This window comes from Klebsiella sp. H-Nf2 (assembly GCF_002806645.1).
Taxonomy (GTDB): domain Bacteria; phylum Pseudomonadota; class Gammaproteobacteria; order Enterobacterales; family Enterobacteriaceae; genus Klebsiella; species Klebsiella variicola.
In genome coordinates, this window is the sequence record NZ_PIBL01000001.1 from 687,685 (window position 1) to 705,712 (window position 18,028).

An 18,028-nucleotide genomic window follows, 5' to 3' on the forward strand; every position below is an offset into this window, starting at 1 on the left:
ACAACCTATCCGTCCTAATCTGACTCCAGAGATATAGATAAGGAGTCAATTATGGTAAAGGTCGGTATTAACGGTTTTGGCCGTATCGGACGCAATGTACTGCGCGCAGCACTGGATAATCCGGATATTCAAATTGTGGCAATCAACGATTTGACGGACAGCAAAACGCTGGCGCATCTGCTGAAATATGACTCGCTGCTCGGTAAGCTGGATGCAGAGGTCACCGCTGGTGAAGGGGGGCTTGTTGTTGATGGTAAACCCATTACCGTATTCAGTGAACGCAACCCGGCGAGTATTCCGTGGCGTCAGCGTGAAGTCGACATTGTTATTGAGGCTACAGGATTATTCACTGACCGTGAAAAGGCGGCTGTACATATCCACAGCGGTGGTGCGAAGCGCGTGATTATCTCTGCCCCTGGTAAAAACGATGATTTAACCATTGTGATGGGCGTTAATGAGAGTCTCTACTCCCCGGATAAACACTACGTGATAAGCAACGGAAGCTGCACCACCAATGGTCTTGCACCTGCTGCGCAGGTCCTGCACCAGCATTTCGGTATTAAACATGGTCTGATGAACACCACCCATGCCTACACCAACAGCCAGGCGCTGCACGATCAGCCGGAAAAAGATCTGCGCGGGGCTCGCGCCGCAGCATTGTCGATTGTTCCTTACTCCAGCGGCGCAGCGAAGGCTCTGGGTAAAGTTATTCCTGAGCTGGATGGCCGTTTAACGGGCTACTCGCTACGCGTCCCTGTGCCGGTGGTGTCCATTGTTGACCTGACCGTCACGCTTGAGCGAGATGTGACGGTCGAAGAGGTGAACAATGCTTTTCGCGAAGCTGCCGCAACGGGACCTTTGAAAGGGATCCTGGGTTATAGCGATGAACCGCTCGTCTCCAGCGATTACCAGGGAGACCCACGCTCGTCGATTATCGACGGCCTATCAACGCTGGTGATTGGCGGTAATATGGTCAAAATTCTGGCGTGGTACGACAATGAATGGGGATTCTCTAATCGTCTCGTTGACCTGGCATTGATGATGGCAAAGCGTGAAAGCTAATATTCATAGATTAAACATAACAAATCTATTTGACCGCGATATAAAAGCATAAATGCCCGAGAGAGCATTTATGCTTTCGGTGAAGAACGGAGTTGCGATATGTTGTGGCCAGGTGCTCCCTAGGAGGCTAAGCGACGATTCATACAGGTACTGTTCTTAGCTTTGAGGTCCACAGAGTCAATATCGCTGAGAAAATAAGTATTCCTGCACTCAACGCAAATGTACTTTGAAAACCAAACTGATCAAACAAAATCCCGCCCACTGTAGACCCCAGTGCGATTGAAAACTGAACTGTTGCTACCATAAGACCGCCCCCTGATTCTGTATCTGACGCAGTGGCACTGGCAACCCAGCTCCACCATCCTACCGGTGCAGCTGTTGATAACACGCCCCAAAGTCCCAACAAAACACAGACGGTAGGAATATTGTTACCCATAGGGATCAGGATTACAGCGACTGAAGCCATGACAAGTGGTATCCCAACCAGTGTCTGATAAAGGCGATTTTTGATCACAAACCCAATTGCTGTCGTTCCGGCAAGTCCAGCTACCCCAATCAGTAACAATATTAGCGTTACTGCATCAGAATTAACTTTCGTGACATTCTCCAGAAACGGTCGGATGTAGGTAAACAGAGTAAACTGCCCCATGAAAAAGATACCGGCGGCACACATACCAACCGCGACATTCTTTTTTCGTAAAAGCGAGGTAACAGATGACCCGGTTTTACCAGATTTGCCGGGCTCCATAGAAGGAAGGCTTATCCATTGCCATACAAACGTAATTATTGCGACAGGTACTAAACACAGAAAAGCTCCACGCCAGCTTATGGCAGCCGTAAGATAACTTCCAAGTGGGGCTGCCACTACGGTTGCCAGGGCGTTTCCTCCATTGAACACGGCCAGGGCACGCGGTACCTTACTAATGTGCACCAGTCTTACTGCTGTAGCGACTGACATTGACCAGAATCCTCCAATGACAACACCAATCATAGCTCTCCCCAGCATATAGATAAGATAATTGGGGGCGAGTGCGACTAACACGGCAGATAATCCCATCAGAGCTGTCAACGCCAGTAAAAGAAACTTTCTGTTCAGTGTTCCGGCTAGTCTGCGTATGCTAAGACTTGTAAATACGGCAAAAACACCTGAGATTGTCATTCCCTGACCAGCTGTACCTTCCGTTATCCCTAAATCATGGGCAAGTGGAGTTAACAGACTGACAGGCATGAACTCTGAAGCGATCAGAGCAAACACGCAGAGTGAAATAGCGAATACACCATTCCAGTTAGAATTATCTGAAGTATCATTCAAATATGTTTGTTCTATTTTTGAATGCTTTTTTGTCATCGTCAGTACCTTTAAAACGGGCATTGAAAAAAACGGGACCACCGGCCCCAAAAAGAGGGTTAAAATTAAAAAGAGAGGATTAATATGAACATCACAACGTCAATGGACTTATGAATCTGGAAAGTGTTACATATTCCTGATATCACATCGTCGACGCATCTATAACATAGCGATATCGGGCTTTCTTATTAAACACGTTATCCCATGCTTCATTAATTTGCTCTGCCTTGATTATCTGGATGGTGGGTAATATTTTATTTTCAGAACAGTAATTTACAACTTCCTGAGTTTCTTTCATGCCGCCAATCATTGACGCATTGAAATTAACTCTTGATGCTGCAAGACCAAGCGCATTGAGTGTAATCTGAAAACCTTCTGGCATGCCGACCTGGGTGAAAGTTCCGTATGGCTTCACAACTGATGCGTAGGCTGCGACGTCGAACTGATAAGGGATCGTGGAAATCATATAATCCAGACTTCCCTGATAAGCCTTCAATTTGTCAGAACTATCGACCACAATTACTTCTTTGGCCCCGAAGGAAAGAATATCGTCAACTTTCGATGGCGTAGTTGTGAATGCATATACCTCCGCTCCTTTAGACACGGTAAGCTTTATGGCCATATGGCCCAGACCACCAATTCCGGCCACTCCAACTTTCATTCCCTTGACGATACCAGCCTTCATGAGCGGTGAATAAGTGGTAATGCCTGCACAAAGCAAGGGTGCAGCTTCCTGGAAGGTAATGTTTTCAGGAATATGGACAGCAAAATGATCGCGCACCACGATGTTTGTGGAATAGCCTCCCTGTGAAATTCCCGTGGGAGAATCGCTTTCAGGGAAACCATAAGTGAAGACAGTAGCTGGACTGTATTGCTCCGTGTTCTCAAGCTGCATCAGCTCTGAGTCTGGAAGAGTGCTGTTGACCATACATCCAACGCCTGCTCGATCACCGATCTTGAACCGGGTGACATTCTTTCCAACCGCCGCCACAATGCCTACGATTTCATGTCCTGGAACCTGAGGATATTTTTGGACCCCCCAGTGTCCTTTCATCTGATGGATATCAGAGTGGCAAATACTTGCATATTTAGTCTCAATCAAAATATCGTTGTCACCAACTGCTCTGCGTTCAAAGGACCAGGGCGAGAGTTTTCCGGAAGTGTCAAACGCTGCATAACCGCGAGTTCTCACTCTGGAACCATTTACATCAGCGGCAAGTGAACCAATTGGACTGCTCAGCAACACACCGGCTCCTATGACAACCCCAGAACGAACAACAAATTCGCGACGAGTCAGATTTTTTTCTTCATCCATCATTACACTCCTGCTCATATTTTTGACCGGGTTTGCTTTCCGCTTCGGAAAGGAAGCCGAATGTATGCTAATAATGGTTAATCCCGGCAAGTTAAATTTTCCTGGAGGCCAGGAAAACGCCAGCGTACTTTCAGATAAATTCATCTGTTAAGTGAGCAGATAACAATTTACAGGCTTGAGGTAACATAAAATACACAAATACTTCAAATTACTTGCCTGATCCTCTGAGGATTGCATTGGTAGATCAAGTCTGTGGTGCGGTGACAATGAAGGTACAGTCTTTCGCTAATACGGAAATGAGTCGGGCATCTGACTCTACTTCTCTTCTCAATGCAGATAATAAATTGATTATTATGATACTGCGGTATTCCAGCTCACCACCGTCATAGATTTAGCCTGCGAAAATCGCAGGCTATACTTATTAAAGCGCCATCTTCAATAAGGCCTCAGCCTCTCTGGCCGTAATTTTTCCATGCTCACCCAAGGCAATGTGACCATGTTCTTTTAACTTACGAATAACTTCTGCAATGGCTTCATCCCCTAAATCATAATCAGAGAGTCTGGTTTTAACCCCCAGTTGTTCAAAAAAAGCGACCGTGGAATTGATAGCCTCATCGGCCATTTTTTCGGTATCAGATGCGGGAATATTCCAGACCCGAGCACCGTACTGAGCCAGCTTCTCAGATTTTTCATTTTTGCAGTAGCGCCACAGGGCAGGCATCACAATCGCCAGAGTGCGGGCGTGGTCAATGCCATACAAGGCTGTAATTTCCTGACCAATCAAGTGAGAAGCCCAGTCTGTCGGTACACCGGCACTTAACATCCCATTCAGGGCCATTGTAGCCGCCCACATGATATTCGCTCTGGCGTCGTAGTCTTGAGGATTTTTAAGGGCTGTCGGGCCTTCTTCTTTCAGCGTATTGAGCAATCCTTCCGCCAGGCGGTCCTGCACCTTCGCGTTTACCGGGTAAGTGATATATTGTTCAAGTATATGGACAAAGGCATCCACAACCCCGTTTGCGGTTTGTCTCTCAGGCAGAGTGTAGGTAATTTCCGGTTCAAGCACGGAGAACTGCGGCATAACGCACGGAGATGCAAAAAAAAGTTTATCCTGCGTGGTGGCACGATTAATCACAGCCGTGTTATTCATCTCGGACCCCGTCGCTGCAAGCGTCAGTACGCATCCAAAAGGCAAAGCCTGTTTCACTACGCTGCCATAGCTGGTGATAATTTCCCACGGATCATTTTCATAAAGAGCGGCCGCGGCGATGAATTTTGTACCATCGATGACTGAACCACCGCCAACGGCCAGGAGAAAATCAATTTTTTCCACTTTGACAATCTCGACCGCTTTCATCAGGGTTTCGTAATGTGGATTGGGTTCAACCCCACCAAATTCAAAAACAAGGGTGTTTTTAAGGGATCCTTTTACGCGTTGCAGAATGCCGTGTTTTATTACGCTGCCTCCGCCATAGACGATCATGACCTTTTTATCCTGCGGGACTTCCTGCGCAAGTGCAGGGATTTGGTCATGCCCAAACAGAATTTTTACCGGGTTGTGATAGATGAAATCTTGCATAACTGTTACCTCAGGATCAGAGCCACAAACGCGTTATCAGTGTGATGACACGCTCACTATTGATGATGTGAAGGTAACATTTGATATAAAATTTATTAATCAGCATTTATTTCACTTACTTGTGAAAAATATTTGATAATTAATCATTGGCTGGTACGCTGGCTTCTCCCTTGGAGGAGGCGAGTGTGGATGAACTGAAAGTTTTTTTAAGCGTGGCCAGACTCAAGAGCTTTACTAAAGCGGCAGCAGAGATCGGTGTGACGCCCTCAGCTGTCAGCCATACAGTAAAATCCCTGGAAGAAAGGCTTGGGATCAGGTTGCTGGCCAGAACCACCCGCAGTATCTCCACCACAGAAGCGGGTGAAAGGCTGAGCAACGAAATTGGCCCCTTGATGGAGCAGGTTGATGACGCAATTAGTCGGCTGAGTGAGCTTCGTGAAAAGCCCACTGGCATCATTCGCCTTACGGGTTCAGATGATGTTATCCAGTACCTGATCCGCCCGGTGCTGCCTGACTTCCTGAGCCGCTACCCTGACATTCAGATTGAAATCGGAATTGATTATGGATTTACCGACATCGTTGATCAGCGTTTTGACGCGGGGATCCGCCCCGGAGATGCGCTGAATAATGATATGATTGCCGTTAAAATCAGCCAGGACTGGCGGCAATTGATTGTTGCAGCACCGGATTATTTTCAACGCTATGGGAAGCCTAAAAAACCGCAGGATCTTTTGAATCACAACTGCATCAATGTCCGGTATTCCGACACGAGTGGTTTGTATGCCTGGGAATTCGAGAAGGAAGACCAGAAGTTCAGCCTGAAGGTGAAGGGGCAATATATTGCGAACAGCACGGTACATCAGCTTGATGCCGCTCTTGATGGCCTGGGCGTAGCCTGCCTTCCAGAATATGTTGCGGATGAATATATCAGAAACGGCAGGTTGATGGCGGTCCTGACCGAGTGGTGCCCCTGGTTTGAGGGCTACCACATCTTTTATCCTCACCGCCGACAGGATTCTCCCGCCTTTATGGCTTTCCTGCAAGTTTTGCGCAACCGGTACAATAACAGGATAAGGTAAAATACATGACGATAATACTAAAGCTTACCAGCTGACTTTCTCAGCACGGTTATATCCCTCTTGGGTGATTCCCCGAACATCCGCGTATATTCCCGGCTGAAATGGGACAGGCTTTCGTAACCGACAGCATAGGCTGCTGTGGTGACATCGTAATGTTCATTCAGCATCAGTCGCCTGGCTTCATTAAGGCGCAGCCATTTCTGATACCGTAGTGGGCTCATTCCCGCAAGCTGCCTGAAGTGTTGGTGGAAAGAGGGTGTGCTCATTTGCACCCGACTTGCCAGTTCTTCTACGCGTAAAGGTGATGCAATATTGGTCTTTAACCAGTCAATAGCTTTACCGATACGGTAGCCATGGCCGTCTACTGCTGCAATCTGTCTGAGATGATCTGACTGATCGCTCATCAAAAGCCGGTAATGTATCTCCCTTTGAATCAGCGGCCCGAGAACAGGAATGGCTTCAGGCTCGTCAAGCAAAGAAAGCAGACGGCAGAAAGGCTCCAGCAAAACATCAGTAATAGTTCCTATACCGACACCCGTTCCCGCGTCTCGTTTTTTAACCGGCGGCAGGCTTCCCTGTGCAATTAATTCCATCAGCACGCGCTGGTCAAGTTTATAGGCTACGCCCACGCAGGGACGGGATGTCGAAGCCTGTAATACTTCCGAGCTGGCTGGCAGGTCAAGAGAGGTGATCAGGAATTTTTCCGCATTGTATTCGTAAGGTTCACCACCAACCCACATGATCTTCGCGCCATCGGCTACCAGAACGATACTGGGAGGGACCAGGCAGCTTACCGGAGGAGCGGGTTCGTTTCGGCGGAACAATTCGAGACCTTCTACGGCTGTAGGGAAATCACCGGTACCGGGTGTGCGCTGAGCTATATCGACCGAAAGTTCACCCAGTAGTTTTTCAACCGACTTGTCAGAAATCATTCTGTAATGCCTCACATTTGTTACGTCTTTTGACGTTAACAACTTAGCAGCTATGAAAATTGAAATACACGCTTTGAGATCAGGTTCAGAGGATCAGGCAAATAATGCAGAGTATTTTAATAACACCTTTCATTAAAGACACTCAAAATAACAACACTGAAATGAGGCAGTGTCCTGTAAGTCAGGGTTCACCGCGAGCAAATTTAAACCGTTCAGGTTAAAGCCATTTTTAACTGCCAGACAGGTTATCCGGAGGAGACATACGTGAAAGAGTTTACTTTCTACAACCCAACCCGAATCGAATTCGGTTCCGGAAAAGAAGATACTATCGGTGCACACATTGCCAGTGCTGGCGCACGTAAAGTCCTGCTGTGTTACGGAAGCGAACGTATTAAACGAGAGGGCCTGTTCGCTACGGTCAGCCAGAATCTTGCCAATAACGGCATCGAGTATATAGAACTTGGCGGTATCGTAAGTAACCCGGTGATATCCAAAGTCCGTGAAGGGGTGGAACTGGCGAAACACCATAACGTGGACGCTATCCTGAGCGTTGGCGGCGGCTCCGTACTTGACAGTGCTAAGGCTATTGCGGCCGGTGCACATTATAATGGTGACGTCTGGGATTTATTCGCTGGTAAAGGCGAGCTTTCCTCTGCTTTACCTTTGTTTGCCATTCTGACCCTGGCCGCAACGGGAAGCGAAATGAACCCGTATGCCGTTGTCACCAATGAAGAAACACATGAAAAATTATCGATCGGTAACGACTACACGCGTCCGGTGGTATCCGTACTGAGTCCGGCACTGATGGCGGGCGTCTCCCGCGATTACCTCGTCTATTCTGCCGCTGATATCATTTCACACCTTATCGAAGTGTACTTCACCGCAACCGTTCAGCCTGCAATTCAGTCGCGACTGGTTGAAGCACTCCTAAATACGGTAATTGAAACCACACAAACGCTCATCGCCAGTCCGGATGATGAGGCTGCGCGTGGGGAATTTGCCTGGGCTGCAACCCTTGCTCAAAACGGTTTGATCCTGTCAGGCTGTGCCGGATTTAGTTATCCGAATCATGCAATCGAGCACTCTTTATCCGCACTTTTCAACGTTCCGCATGGGGCAGGGTTGTCCGTTGTTATGCCCGCCTGGATGAAATGGTACAAAAACCGAAATACACCGCAGTTTGAGCGTTTCGCAAAATATGTGTTCGGACTCAGTTCGGCAGACGACGGCATCGCAGCGCTTGAGAAGTGGTTTGAAGAAATTGGTACGCCAACACGTCTTGAACAGCTGAACATCAGGGAAGCAGATCTGCCCGCTATCGTTGAGAACGTCCAGATCAATGTCAAAGCGTTTGGTATCGCCAGTGATTACCCGCCGGAAGTTGTAACTGAAATACTCATGCATGCTGTCTGAAACATATCCCTCAATATCCAATGAAAGGTTTTAATATCATGACGCTAAAATCTTCAACGCGCTTTTTTAATGGCGCACTCCTTGCCGGGGCGATGGCTCTGATTTCAACAGAAGCTGCAGTCGCCCAGCCTGCACCAGGCACAGCAGATTCTTCAGTCCGTCTGGTTCAGACGTGGGATAAAACTTTCCCAAGGAGCGAAAAAGTGGATCATCAAAAAGTTACTTTTAAGAACCGTTACGGCATTACGCTGGCCGCTGATGTATATCTTCCTAAAGATCGCGGGAACAAGAAGCTTGCTGCGCTTGTGATTTCCGGGCCATTTGGCGCGGTAAAAGAGCAGGCTTCAGGTCTTTATGCTCAGACCCTGGCAGAGCGCGGATTCGTGACGCTGGCATTTGATCCGTCTTATACCGGTGAAAGCAGTGGTGAACCCCGCAATATTGCTTCACCTGATATCAATACCGAAGACTTTATGGCCGCAGTCGATTTCATTGGACTGCAACCTTATGTGGATCGTGAACGTATCGGTGTCATCGGTATCTGCGGCATGGGTGGGATTGCCCTGAACGCTGTTGCCGTGGATAAACGCGTAAAAGCGGTCGTTGCCAGCACCATGTATGATATGAGCCGCGTGATGTCGAAAGGATACAATGACAGCGTAACGCCGGAGCAACGCGAGCAGGCGCTGGAGAAGATGAGCCTCCAGCGCTGGGAAGATGCGGCAAACGGTAAACCTGCATACCAGCCAGCCTATAATAAACTGAAGGGCGGTGAAGCACAGTTCCTCGTGGACTATGCGGACTATTACATGACCAAACGCGGCTATCATCCCCGAGCCGTCAACTCTGGTAACTCATGGTCTGTGACAACGCCGATGGCCTTCATGAATTTCCCGCTCATGACCTATATTAAGGAAATTTCTCCGCGCCCGATCCTGTTCATCCATGGTGAAAAAGCGCATTCGCTTTACTTCTCCAAAACGGCTTATGAAGCTGCAAATCAACCAAAAGAGCTTCTGATTGTTAAAGATGCCACACATGTCGATTTATATGATCGTATGGATAAGATCCCATTCGATAACATCACTGCATTTTTCAACAAAAATCTTAATAAGTAAGCCATAGCACCGTCCGGTGTTTTCAGATGCAGTGTCTGTGCGACAAAGGACAGACACTGCTCTTTTAGCATGGGGTGTTGGGTATTCCCCCTAAAGAGCGTGCCGAATGGATACTAAACAAACGTTTTCACTTAGCTATGATGACCTGACCGGCGAATGCGTGAAGATGATAAAAGAACTTCAGATAAACGCAGACAGTCTTGATGGTATTGGTTTTGCGCTCGAACAGGCAAAAATACGGGCAGTGCTGGCACTCTGGAGTCGACTGGCAACCGCAGGAAAGGCATGCCAACTCAGTTTTATTATGGACCGCCAATATATTATTCAGTTGATAGCCGGTAATACCGTCGCTGAGATGCATTAATCCTAATTCAAATAACAGCCACTCTGCTGTTACTGGTGAAGCAGGCTCTAATTTCTCATGCAACATTAATTTATCGAGTTAATGGTGCAAGAGAAAAAAACAGCCGATATGAAAAAGGAGAGGTTTATGTTCTGGAACTCTGAAGTATTAACAAGAATAGATGCGGCCGATGACCTTAAAATCGCTCCGTATCATCCCGATATGAATACGACCGGTACGCCGACATGGATTTGGGAAGTGAAGGTGGGTAACCGACTTTTCGTCCGAGCCTATAGTGGTACCCGTTCAAAATGGTATCAGGCTGCATTGTCCCAGCAGGCGGGTAAGATACTGGCTATTGGACAGGAGTTCGACGTCCTGTTCGCAAAACCATCAGACCCTGAGCTTGAAAGTAAAATAGATCAGGCTTACCAGAAAAAGTACTCCGGCAGCAGCTATGTTTCCGCAATGACAGGGACACGCGCCAGAGCGGCCACGATTGAGATTTTACCTTCGTGATTTCCTGTCAAAGTGATACTGCGTGTTCTGTGAGGCAAGATCTGCCTGTTTAACTTTAATTTCCCTGAAACTGGAGGCAAGTATGAAACCACTCTTTCCAGGCCTGCCTGTTAAAATGCTGGCGCTTTTTCTGCTGGTCTTAGTGATCCCCTTAAAAGCTGCCATCAGTAAAGAGAAAAGCCATATAAGGACGCTTGTAATCGTTTCTCATCCGTATCCGGAGCGGTCCGTTATGATTAAAGGGCTACAGCAGGCGGCTGAGAGCGTAGATGGAGTCACTGTTCGTAACCTTGAAACGCTCTATGGTTTCGATACGCGCAAGATAAACGGTGATGAGGAGAGGCGTATCACACGCCAGAATGACAGGATAGTGTTTATCTTTCCCACTCACTGGTTCAATATCACCCCAATGATGAAAGCGTATATGAATGACACATGGGGTAGCGTTGGCCCGGATTTATGGAAGGGTAAGGAAATTCTTATTGTTACTACTGCTGCCGGTGATGACTCAACATACGGAAAAAATGGCAGAACAGGTACCGAGCTTGCCGATGTTTTCACCCCCATGAAAGCCAGTGCATTACATGCGGGCATGACATGGCTCCCGCCACTTGTTTTTCAGGGGGTGAGAACCAGCCAGCTGCCTGAATACCAGCGCCAGCTGATTGAACGCCTGACAAAGTAGGAATCCGCCTTCACAGAAGGCGGCTCTTATACTGGAGACTGGTATAGTGGCTGTCTTTGACGCTATGGAGCAACACTCCTGTTGGCTTACCCCGAAGCTCCCAGGCCATCTGCAACGCTTTGACCGTGAGTGCTGAGCCCGGCGACGTCGACATGGCCCAGCACACAGGTTTACGGGCGAACTATGTGAATCATTTGTAGGGGAGGGCATATGTACTCCCGATGCAAAGCGTCCATGCTCGCTCAGCGGAGTACTGAACCTCTATAAGGAAATGAGCGTGTTGAACAAGAAATTCCTTTCCCTGATACAGGATGTGGCCGGTTGCAACCATATGTCTCCTGCAGAGGCGGTAGATGGATTACAGGTTAGCTTTGAAAAAAGCTTCCAGTTTATCAAACGGGATTTTTTCCGGATTATCGTGCAGGTCAACATGTTCGGCATCAGGTACAATGAGCAGCTCTTTAGGATTACTGGCGGCTTCGTAAACGTCCTGAGAATTATAAAGCGAGTGCGCATTTTCACCTGCAACCAGCATGATCGGACGCGGGGTAATATCTAAGACCATGAAGTAAGTTAACAATCAACACGATTTAACTTATGTTGAGTAAAAACTTGGTTCATGGAAAATTCTGTGACTACTTTATTGTTTTGTCAAAAGTTTTAATTTTCTATGAGTAATTCACTTCATGAACTAAAACTATGTAGTTAGCTTTAGCTGACAGTAATCTTCCTTGTACGTTCATTTCTCAGTGTACTAAAGAACGATTTGGCCACCCTGTTATCCCAGCGGTTGCCACGCCGCCCCGTGCTCGGTGGCCTGGTTTTTGGCCCGGCACACTGCCATTTCTGCCGGAGCGGACCAGGCGCCTGGTGGGCTACGATAACGAAAGACGCGCTTCCCTGACGACGTCTATCAGTGTGTTCATTACGTAGATCGGCAAACCGCGCCAGTGCGCCAGACACATCGCTGGAAATGATGGGTTTCAGGCGGGCTTTAACCTAACCTGACATGATTAAATATTGTCACCTGCATAACTCCTCTGATGGTGGCATAGTAATTAAAAAATACTCTGTTCAGGATGAGCGAGTGCTGAAACTTTGTACCCATTCTGTTACCGATTTTAGAATAACCGCGAGCTCATTCCCCTCTGAAGACAAGCTGTAAAAAGCCTTATTACGTTCCGTTTCATTAAATTCTCTACAGATAAGTCCATCTTCTTCAAGCTCATGTAGCGTCTTTATCAACATCCGGTCCGTAATGTTGTGAAGATGCCTTTTTAACTGAGAAAACCGTAGTTCACCTTGCATGAGTACAATAATTGTTTTAACCCCCCATTTACTGGTGATATGGTTAAAAATAGTCTGGGCCTGGCATCCACTTAGTATTTCATTTTTACTGCTTAATGGCGACTTCCCTGCGGCTGTTTTGCCCGTTTCTTCCATAATCTTCCACCCAAACTATTTCATTAATGCTCTATCTACATATGCTTAGTTGTGACTTCCCGACGTAGGGATTCTTTCGGCTGCTTTATGATCCCGGCTTCACAAAAGCATGATGGTAGGTTTCTGTAAGATAAACGAGTCTGTCTACGCTTTCGGATACTTCCCGGGAAGCCTTAACCTTCACGAGCATTTGCTGATATGTACGAAGCCTCGCCAAATACATATTAAGCTTCTCTTTTCTTTTTTCATTATTACTGGCGTATTTCACCTCATCGGCTGCGCTTCGGAGCTCTCGATATGGCATATTTAGAGCGGGATTATCCGGGAGTTGTGCATTGGCAAGGTGATTGTGGCCGACAATCAACCCAAGCGACATTCTGAGCTTGTCTAAATCTCCCGGATGAAGAGACTGCAGCAGGCTCAAATGCTGATAAAGGGCAGGCAGGTGTGTTTTACTTTGCCTGCGGTTTGCAGGGTTTAGTGATGTGGTTATTGAATAAATCAATGTATTCATAATTTTTTGGGTGGTTCGGGACTGAGACCGATCGGGGATCAGCAGAATAACCGCGAACGCGAAGAGACTACCCACTATCTGTCCTAACACATTATCAGTGAATGTATTAATGTTGAAAACCATTGGATTCGCTATTGTTACCGCATTCAGAATGCCTGCAAAGGCTCCCATGGTTCCTAGCTGTCTGCGCTGAAGAAAAATTCCGCTTATGAAAGCAACCAGTCCAAGCATAATGCAAAGCAGAATCAGACTCTGCTGCGTCGAGGGGATAACGACCGTATAAAGTAGAAAAGATATTGGCGCGGCAACCGTCATGCCGTAGACAAAATCTTTGGCTACGGCAATGGGGTTAGGCGAACGCATTGCAAGCGCCGTCACGACCCCAAGTAAAATCATGCAACTGCTACCTGACGTCCAGCCGCTATACAGCCATAAAAATGCGGCTGTCCCCGTCGCAATGAAGGTTCGCAGACCGTTCACGCGGGCAGAATGTGATTCCAGAGAACGTTCCGGCGACGGTTGGACTGCTGAGAGGATTTTTTCTTCGATGGATGATGGTCTTAAATTGCCCTTAAAACACTTCAGCAGTAAAAAAAACTCTCCAGCATTTCTGCTCCATTCAGCCTGGGAGGATAATCGACTGTTAACCGAAAGCATGGCAAGCCTGTAGCGGAAATCTCGCAGGTAGCGCAAAGAGGATTCAACATCGCCAGGTGCGTCCTGAAGCAGTGAGTCAATATCTGTATTGATATTACCGGTGTTCATTTTGCGGGCCAGAAAAATATCCAGAGAAAGGGTGAGCAACGTCAGAGAACGTATGTGGATAGCGGTTAGACGCCGCGAGGCAAGTTCCCAATGCCCGGCTTCCATTTTCAGGTTAACCACCATTGACTTTAGGGCTGCAGATCTGCGAAGGATCTCGAGCATTTTTTTGTCGAGCGCTTTTTGATCCGTAGATGTTGCTGCAAGCGCCATAAGCTGGCACTGAAGCGTAATAAGGGTCTCAGCCTCGTGTTCAACAATATGTTTAATAGATTTAGGTGAAAAAATGACGTCAGCCAGAAGGGCACAGAAAATTCCCAGCACAATTTCACTGCATCTTTCAATTGCGTATACCGGAGCCAGTGTCATGTTATTACTGGCATAAACAGTGACGAGTACGGTTAGCGCTGTATAGCTTGCAGTGGCCATTGCGCTGGTATTTTCAATTCGCACCAGCGTGGACACCCAGACACAGAATCCGGCCCAGGCGCATGCCGTAAGCAAAAGCAGGGATGGTGTGCGGGCAAAAAGGATGATCAATATTAGCGCTGCACTGCTTCCTATAAAAGTGCCAATGATACGCAGAATTCCCCGGAGACGAAGGGCTCCGGCATAAGGATCCCCGCCAGCTGAAAACGCCGAGCCGCCGGCAACGATGCCGGCGGTCATGATCGCCCATCGAGGCATTTCGAGATTAAAATAAAAACCAATGACCAGCGCTGAAACCAATGCAAATGCCAGTTTCACGGGGAAACGTAGATATTCAAACATGCTTTTTCCTGGAAAGATAATGCACTCAGTACTTTACAACAATGACCAACATGGTGTTGACTTCATAGATGGCGTCTGCTCTTTTCTTGCAAGACGACTAACATCGAGAGCAAGCAGAAATGCACAGTGACTGTTCTTCCGCTAAGTTGTACAGAAAGTAATTTAGACATATAAATGAAGACATTAATAATAACCTGTGCAGTGAATGAGTCACACAGGGCTCCGCCTAATAGAGTTTTAAAAAAGAGTAAACAATGCAGACACTCCGAAGCATGATGATATTTGTACAGGTAGCCGAATCAGGTTCGTTTACAAAGGCCGCCCAACAGCTTGACCTTAGCGTGCCTTCAGTAAGTGTGGTTGTATCCAAACTGGAAGAGGAATTGCGTGTTAAGTTACTCAACAGGTCGACTCGCAGTCTCGCACTCACAGAAGCAGGGAAAGTGTTCTACCGGGGATGCTGTAGAACGCTTGATGAGGCAAGGCAGACTCATGAAAATATGTTTGCCTTCAATGAACGTCCCTCGGGAGTGCTGCGAATAGGGTGTTCACCCAGCATGGCACACTATGTCATTACGCACATCAGCGCTCAGTTACTGGAAAGGTTTCCCGGTCTTAGTGTAAACCTGGTAACAGCGAGCCCCGCGCCCGACCTTATTTCCCATGGGCTAGACCTGATACTCCGGTTTGGAGAAATAGAGGACTCAGGACTTTATACTCGCAAGGTTGGCAGTATGCCGATGGTTGTGTGCGCGGCCGTAAGTTATCTGAATAAAATGGGCAGACCTGTTCATCCAGATGATATTGAGAAGTTTGACTGGCTTGAGTATGACATCCAGCCGGATAATACCTGTAACCTGACTTCGCGGGATGGCAGTCAGATACGCATCCGTGCCAGAGGTCGCTACATAACAAATGATTCGCTGGCACTAATCGACTGGCTGCGCGCTGGTCGGGGAATCGCCTTCGTGCCGATGATCTGGGTCATAAAAGATATCGCTCAAGGTAACGTTGAGGTCCTGTTCAGCGATTTCAGGACAGAGAGTAGGTCAATTTTTGCACTCCACACATCACGCGACAATATGCCTCTTAAGGTGAAAGCCTGTATTGAGGAACTGACAGAGTTTTTAACTAAAAGCGCAGATGACTGTGCGCATTATCTCAGATAGTCAGTTTTATTCTTTCCGGGATATCAGGATGCAACGTTAACCATCCTGATAATGATTTTCTGGTAAGTACAAAATATCGACTACATTTTAGGCAAAGATATCATTTTGTGTTAGGGGGTATTATGTAAAACGAAATTTATTAATTATTAAAACTCTTTTAGCTTTTAATAAAGAATGTAATCCCGACTGTAATTAAGTATAAGTATGCGCCTAACTCCATGATAAATAAAGTTATTATACAGGTAGGCCTGTGAGTTAAGGTTAACAACCAAGGATTAGGTTATTCATTTTATGGCACGCGATGTTAAATAAAGATAAAAAAAAGAGGTAACATATCGTTTTTATATCAAATGAGAATAGTTCTATGTGTAACGTATTAATTATAGATGGTGGCAAGAGTTTTTCGCACTCAGGAGGGGAATTAAACCATTCCATGACTTCTCTCGCTAAGGAGCATCTCACGAAAATGGGCCACCATGTATCAGTCACACTGGCTGATAGTGAATATAACGTCGAAACCGAAATTGATAAATTTATCAGCAGCGACACTATCATTTGGCAAATGCCGGGATGGTGGATGGGTGCTCCGTGGACGGTAAAACGCTACATGGATGAGGTTTTTACAGGTGGTCATGGTGTGTTTTATGAAAACGACGGGCGAACACGTCATGACCTCTCTAAAAAATATGGCTCAGGTGGGTTGTTGAAGAATAAAAAATATATGCTCTCACTTACCTGGAATGCACCTCTGGAGGCTTTTAATGATCCAGAACAGTTCTTTGGTGGTGTTGGCGTAGATGGTGTTTATCTGCATTTTCATAAGGCGAATGAATTCATTGGTCTGCAAGCTATGCCAACATTTATTGCAAATGATGTTGTGAAAAGTCCTGATATCGAAAATGACATGATACGATTCAAAAAACATCTGACTGATTGCTTCGGGTCATGATAGAAACCCTCTGTCTGTCACAATAACCAAAAAGCAGTTTATTGCTGCGGATCGTTCATACTGAATCAGTCGAACTGGTGTTATTTAGCTGTGCCATATTGATTTTCAATAAGCACCAAATAACTAGCCGCCAGAGTATACAGGTTTTTGCAGAATCGGGGCGACGCGATTTTAGGCTCTTTGTGGCTGTCGTGCTCACCTCGATTCTCTTTCGAATTAGGAGAAAAATTAAAATGCCGAAACTAGCAAACAAAGTCGCCATCGTGACCGGCGCATCCAAAGGTATTGGCGCCGGTATCGCCAGGAAACTGGCTGAGGAAGGTGCTGCTGTAGTCGTCAATTACGTCTCGGATAAAGCTGGCGCCGAAGCCATCGTCAATCTCATCGTCGCCCATGGGGGTAAGGCCATTGCTGTACGTAGTGATGTCACCAGCTCTGATCAGTCCCGGGAACTTGTCGATGCGGCAATTACCGCATTCGGACGTCTCGACATCCTCGTTAACAACTCTGGAGTCTATGCTTTTGCCGCAATCGAGGACGTCACAGAGGAGCATTATCGCCGGCTCTTCGACGTTAACGTGCTGGGTACGCTATTATCGACGAATGCCGCTGTGCCACACCTTGGCGCTGGAGCAAGCATCATCAACATCTCATCAACGGCCACAGACGTACGCGGGCCAAACAGTGCTGTCTATACGGGTACAAAAGGTGCGGTGAACGCCATCACTGGCGTTCTGGCCAGAGAACTCGCTCCCCGGGGAATCAGGGTGAATGCTGTCAGCCCTGGCTACATAGTCACGGAGGGAACGTGCACGGCTGGGATCACTGGCTCTGAGATTGAATCGAGTTTTGTTGCTCAAACTCCACTTGGTCGTCCCGGTCAGCCCGATGATGTAGCTGAAGTCGTTGCCTTTTTGGCTTCTGAAGAAGCTCGATGGGTTACAGGGGAAGTTATTAGGGCGAGCGGCGGCATCTCCTGAGGTGAAGCTCATGTATGGTTATGAACCATAGCATTGGTTTCATAAGA

The 18,028-nt window shown here is 47.1% G+C and carries 15 protein-coding genes and 4 pseudogenes; 10 read left to right on the forward strand and 9 right to left on the reverse strand.

The annotated features are described in order from the left end of the window. Positions 1–51: 51 nt before the first annotated feature. Positions 52–1,062 (forward strand): type I glyceraldehyde-3-phosphate dehydrogenase, encoded by a 1,011-nt coding sequence (gene gap, locus CWM58_RS03415; protein ID WP_046881457.1) that lies wholly within the window; start codon positions 52–54, stop codon positions 1,060–1,062. A 139-nt stretch (positions 1,063–1,201) separates the two neighbouring features. On the opposite strand, the gene CWM58_RS03420 is transcribed toward gap, so the two are convergent. The 3 genes from CWM58_RS03420 to CWM58_RS03430 form a co-directional block, all read right to left on the reverse strand. Beyond that, on the reverse strand, positions 1,202–2,410 hold the full coding sequence (locus CWM58_RS03420) for an MFS transporter (RefSeq protein WP_100680223.1): 1,209 nt from the start codon (positions 2,408–2,410) through the stop codon (positions 1,202–1,204). A gap of 142 nt (positions 2,411–2,552) precedes the next feature. Then, positions 2,553–3,728, reverse strand: coding sequence for an NAD(P)-dependent alcohol dehydrogenase (locus CWM58_RS03425; protein ID WP_227520697.1), 1,176 nt, complete (start codon positions 3,726–3,728; stop codon positions 2,553–2,555). A 418-nt stretch (positions 3,729–4,146) separates the two neighbouring features. Further along, positions 4,147–5,304 carry an iron-containing alcohol dehydrogenase gene (locus CWM58_RS03430; RefSeq protein WP_100680225.1) on the reverse strand — a complete coding sequence of 386 codons (1,158 nt, stop codon included), beginning with the start codon at positions 5,302–5,304 and terminating at the stop codon, positions 4,147–4,149. A 185-nt stretch (positions 5,305–5,489) separates the two neighbouring features. Here CWM58_RS03430 and CWM58_RS03435 point away from each other — a divergent pair, with 185 nt between their 5' ends. After that, positions 5,490–6,383 carry a LysR family transcriptional regulator gene (locus tag CWM58_RS03435; RefSeq protein ID WP_100680226.1) on the forward strand — a complete coding sequence of 298 codons (894 nt, stop codon included), beginning with the start codon at positions 5,490–5,492 and terminating at the stop codon, positions 6,381–6,383. A 17-nt stretch (positions 6,384–6,400) separates the two neighbouring features. Here CWM58_RS03435 and CWM58_RS03440 read toward each other — a convergent pair whose 3' ends face one another. Continuing rightward, on the reverse strand, positions 6,401–7,315 hold the full coding sequence (locus CWM58_RS03440) for an AraC family transcriptional regulator (RefSeq protein WP_016161032.1): 915 nt from the start codon (positions 7,313–7,315) through the stop codon (positions 6,401–6,403). A gap of 264 nt (positions 7,316–7,579) precedes the next feature. Between CWM58_RS03440 and CWM58_RS03445 the strand changes: the two are divergent. Beyond that, positions 7,580–8,587: pseudogene (locus CWM58_RS03445) on the forward strand (iron-containing alcohol dehydrogenase); the annotation flags it as partial. Here CWM58_RS03445 and CWM58_RS29135 read toward each other — a convergent pair. Continuing rightward, a pseudogene (locus CWM58_RS29135) lies at positions 8,537–8,719 on the reverse strand (hypothetical protein); the annotation flags it as partial. The pseudogenes CWM58_RS03445 and CWM58_RS29135 overlap by 51 nt on opposite strands. A gap of 29 nt (positions 8,720–8,748) precedes the next feature. Between CWM58_RS29135 and CWM58_RS03450 the strand changes: the two are divergent. The 4 genes from CWM58_RS03450 to CWM58_RS03465 all read left to right on the forward strand — a co-directional run bounded on the left by CWM58_RS03450 (position 8,749) and on the right by CWM58_RS03465 (position 11,393). Then, positions 8,749–9,846, forward strand: a complete 1,098-nt coding sequence (locus CWM58_RS03450) for an alpha/beta hydrolase (protein ID WP_032691186.1) — start codon at positions 8,749–8,751, stop codon at positions 9,844–9,846. Positions 9,847–9,952: 106 nt separating this feature from the next. After that, the gene (locus CWM58_RS03455) at positions 9,953–10,210 is read left to right on the forward strand and encodes a hypothetical protein (RefSeq protein ID WP_100680228.1); all 258 of its coding nucleotides are present in this window, start codon (positions 9,953–9,955) and stop codon (positions 10,208–10,210) included. A gap of 126 nt (positions 10,211–10,336) precedes the next feature. Further along, entirely contained in the window at positions 10,337–10,708 is a 372-nt protein-coding gene (locus tag CWM58_RS03460) for a DUF2255 family protein (RefSeq protein ID WP_100680571.1), read from the forward strand. Between the two features lie 82 nt (positions 10,709–10,790). Then, positions 10,791–11,393 carry an NAD(P)H-dependent oxidoreductase gene (locus tag CWM58_RS03465; RefSeq protein WP_100680229.1) on the forward strand — a complete coding sequence of 201 codons (603 nt, stop codon included), beginning with the start codon at positions 10,791–10,793 and terminating at the stop codon, positions 11,391–11,393. A 16-nt stretch (positions 11,394–11,409) separates the two neighbouring features. Here CWM58_RS03465 and CWM58_RS29140 read toward each other — a convergent pair. From CWM58_RS29140 to CWM58_RS03485, 4 genes and pseudogenes are all read right to left on the reverse strand, one after another. Then, positions 11,410–11,574, reverse strand: a pseudogene (locus CWM58_RS29140) (IS3 family transposase); the annotation flags it as partial. A gap of 177 nt (positions 11,575–11,751) precedes the next feature. Then, positions 11,752–11,973, reverse strand: a pseudogene (locus tag CWM58_RS03470) (alpha/beta hydrolase); the annotation flags it as partial. 494 nt (positions 11,974–12,467) lie between these two features. Beyond that, on the reverse strand, positions 12,468–12,836 hold the full coding sequence (locus tag CWM58_RS03480; protein WP_100680231.1) for a winged helix-turn-helix transcriptional regulator: 369 nt from the start codon (positions 12,834–12,836) through the stop codon (positions 12,468–12,470). Between the two features lie 85 nt (positions 12,837–12,921). Continuing rightward, the gene (locus CWM58_RS03485; RefSeq protein WP_100680232.1) at positions 12,922–14,883 is read right to left on the reverse strand and encodes an FUSC family protein; all 1,962 of its coding nucleotides are present in this window, start codon (positions 14,881–14,883) and stop codon (positions 12,922–12,924) included. Positions 14,884–15,137: 254 nt separating this feature from the next. Here CWM58_RS03485 and CWM58_RS03490 point away from each other — a divergent pair, with 254 nt between their 5' ends. From CWM58_RS03490 to CWM58_RS03500, 3 genes are all read left to right on the forward strand, one after another. Beyond that, positions 15,138–16,052, forward strand: coding sequence for a LysR substrate-binding domain-containing protein (locus CWM58_RS03490; RefSeq protein ID WP_100680233.1), 915 nt, complete (start codon positions 15,138–15,140; stop codon positions 16,050–16,052). Between the two features lie 364 nt (positions 16,053–16,416). After that, positions 16,417–17,001, forward strand: a complete 585-nt coding sequence (locus tag CWM58_RS03495) for an NAD(P)H-dependent oxidoreductase (protein ID WP_100680234.1) — start codon at positions 16,417–16,419, stop codon at positions 16,999–17,001. A gap of 233 nt (positions 17,002–17,234) precedes the next feature. Then, positions 17,235–17,981 (forward strand): glucose 1-dehydrogenase, encoded by a 747-nt coding sequence (locus CWM58_RS03500; RefSeq protein WP_100680572.1) that lies wholly within the window; start codon positions 17,235–17,237, stop codon positions 17,979–17,981. Positions 17,982–18,028 lie beyond the last annotated feature (47 nt).

Coding starts and splice junctions, on each gene's coding strand:
- gap (WP_046881457.1), top strand. CDS start 52: ATGGTAAAGGTCGGTATTAACGGTTTTGGCCGTATCGGACGCAATGTA.
- CWM58_RS03490 (WP_100680233.1), top strand. CDS start 15,138: ATGCAGACACTCCGAAGCATGATGATATTTGTACAGGTAGCCGAATCA.
- CWM58_RS03455 (WP_100680228.1), top strand. CDS start 9,953: ATGGATACTAAACAAACGTTTTCACTTAGCTATGATGACCTGACCGGC.
- CWM58_RS03465 (WP_100680229.1), top strand. CDS start 10,791: ATGAAACCACTCTTTCCAGGCCTGCCTGTTAAAATGCTGGCGCTTTTT.
- CWM58_RS03460 (WP_100680571.1), top strand. CDS start 10,337: ATGTTCTGGAACTCTGAAGTATTAACAAGAATAGATGCGGCCGATGAC.
- CWM58_RS03485 (WP_100680232.1), bottom strand. CDS start 14,883: ATGTTTGAATATCTACGTTTCCCCGTGAAACTGGCATTTGCATTGGTT.
- CWM58_RS03425 (WP_227520697.1), bottom strand. CDS start 3,728: ATGATGGATGAAGAAAAAAATCTGACTCGTCGCGAATTTGTTGTTCGT.
- CWM58_RS03440 (WP_016161032.1), bottom strand. CDS start 7,315: ATGATTTCTGACAAGTCGGTTGAAAAACTACTGGGTGAACTTTCGGTC.
- CWM58_RS03480 (WP_100680231.1), bottom strand. CDS start 12,836: ATGGAAGAAACGGGCAAAACAGCCGCAGGGAAGTCGCCATTAAGCAGT.
- CWM58_RS03420 (WP_100680223.1), bottom strand. CDS start 2,410: ATGACAAAAAAGCATTCAAAAATAGAACAAACATATTTGAATGATACT.
- CWM58_RS03430 (WP_100680225.1), bottom strand. CDS start 5,304: ATGCAAGATTTCATCTATCACAACCCGGTAAAAATTCTGTTTGGGCAT.
- CWM58_RS03450 (WP_032691186.1), top strand. CDS start 8,749: ATGAAAGGTTTTAATATCATGACGCTAAAATCTTCAACGCGCTTTTTT.
- CWM58_RS03500 (WP_100680572.1), top strand. CDS start 17,235: ATGCCGAAACTAGCAAACAAAGTCGCCATCGTGACCGGCGCATCCAAA.
- CWM58_RS03495 (WP_100680234.1), top strand. CDS start 16,417: ATGTGTAACGTATTAATTATAGATGGTGGCAAGAGTTTTTCGCACTCA.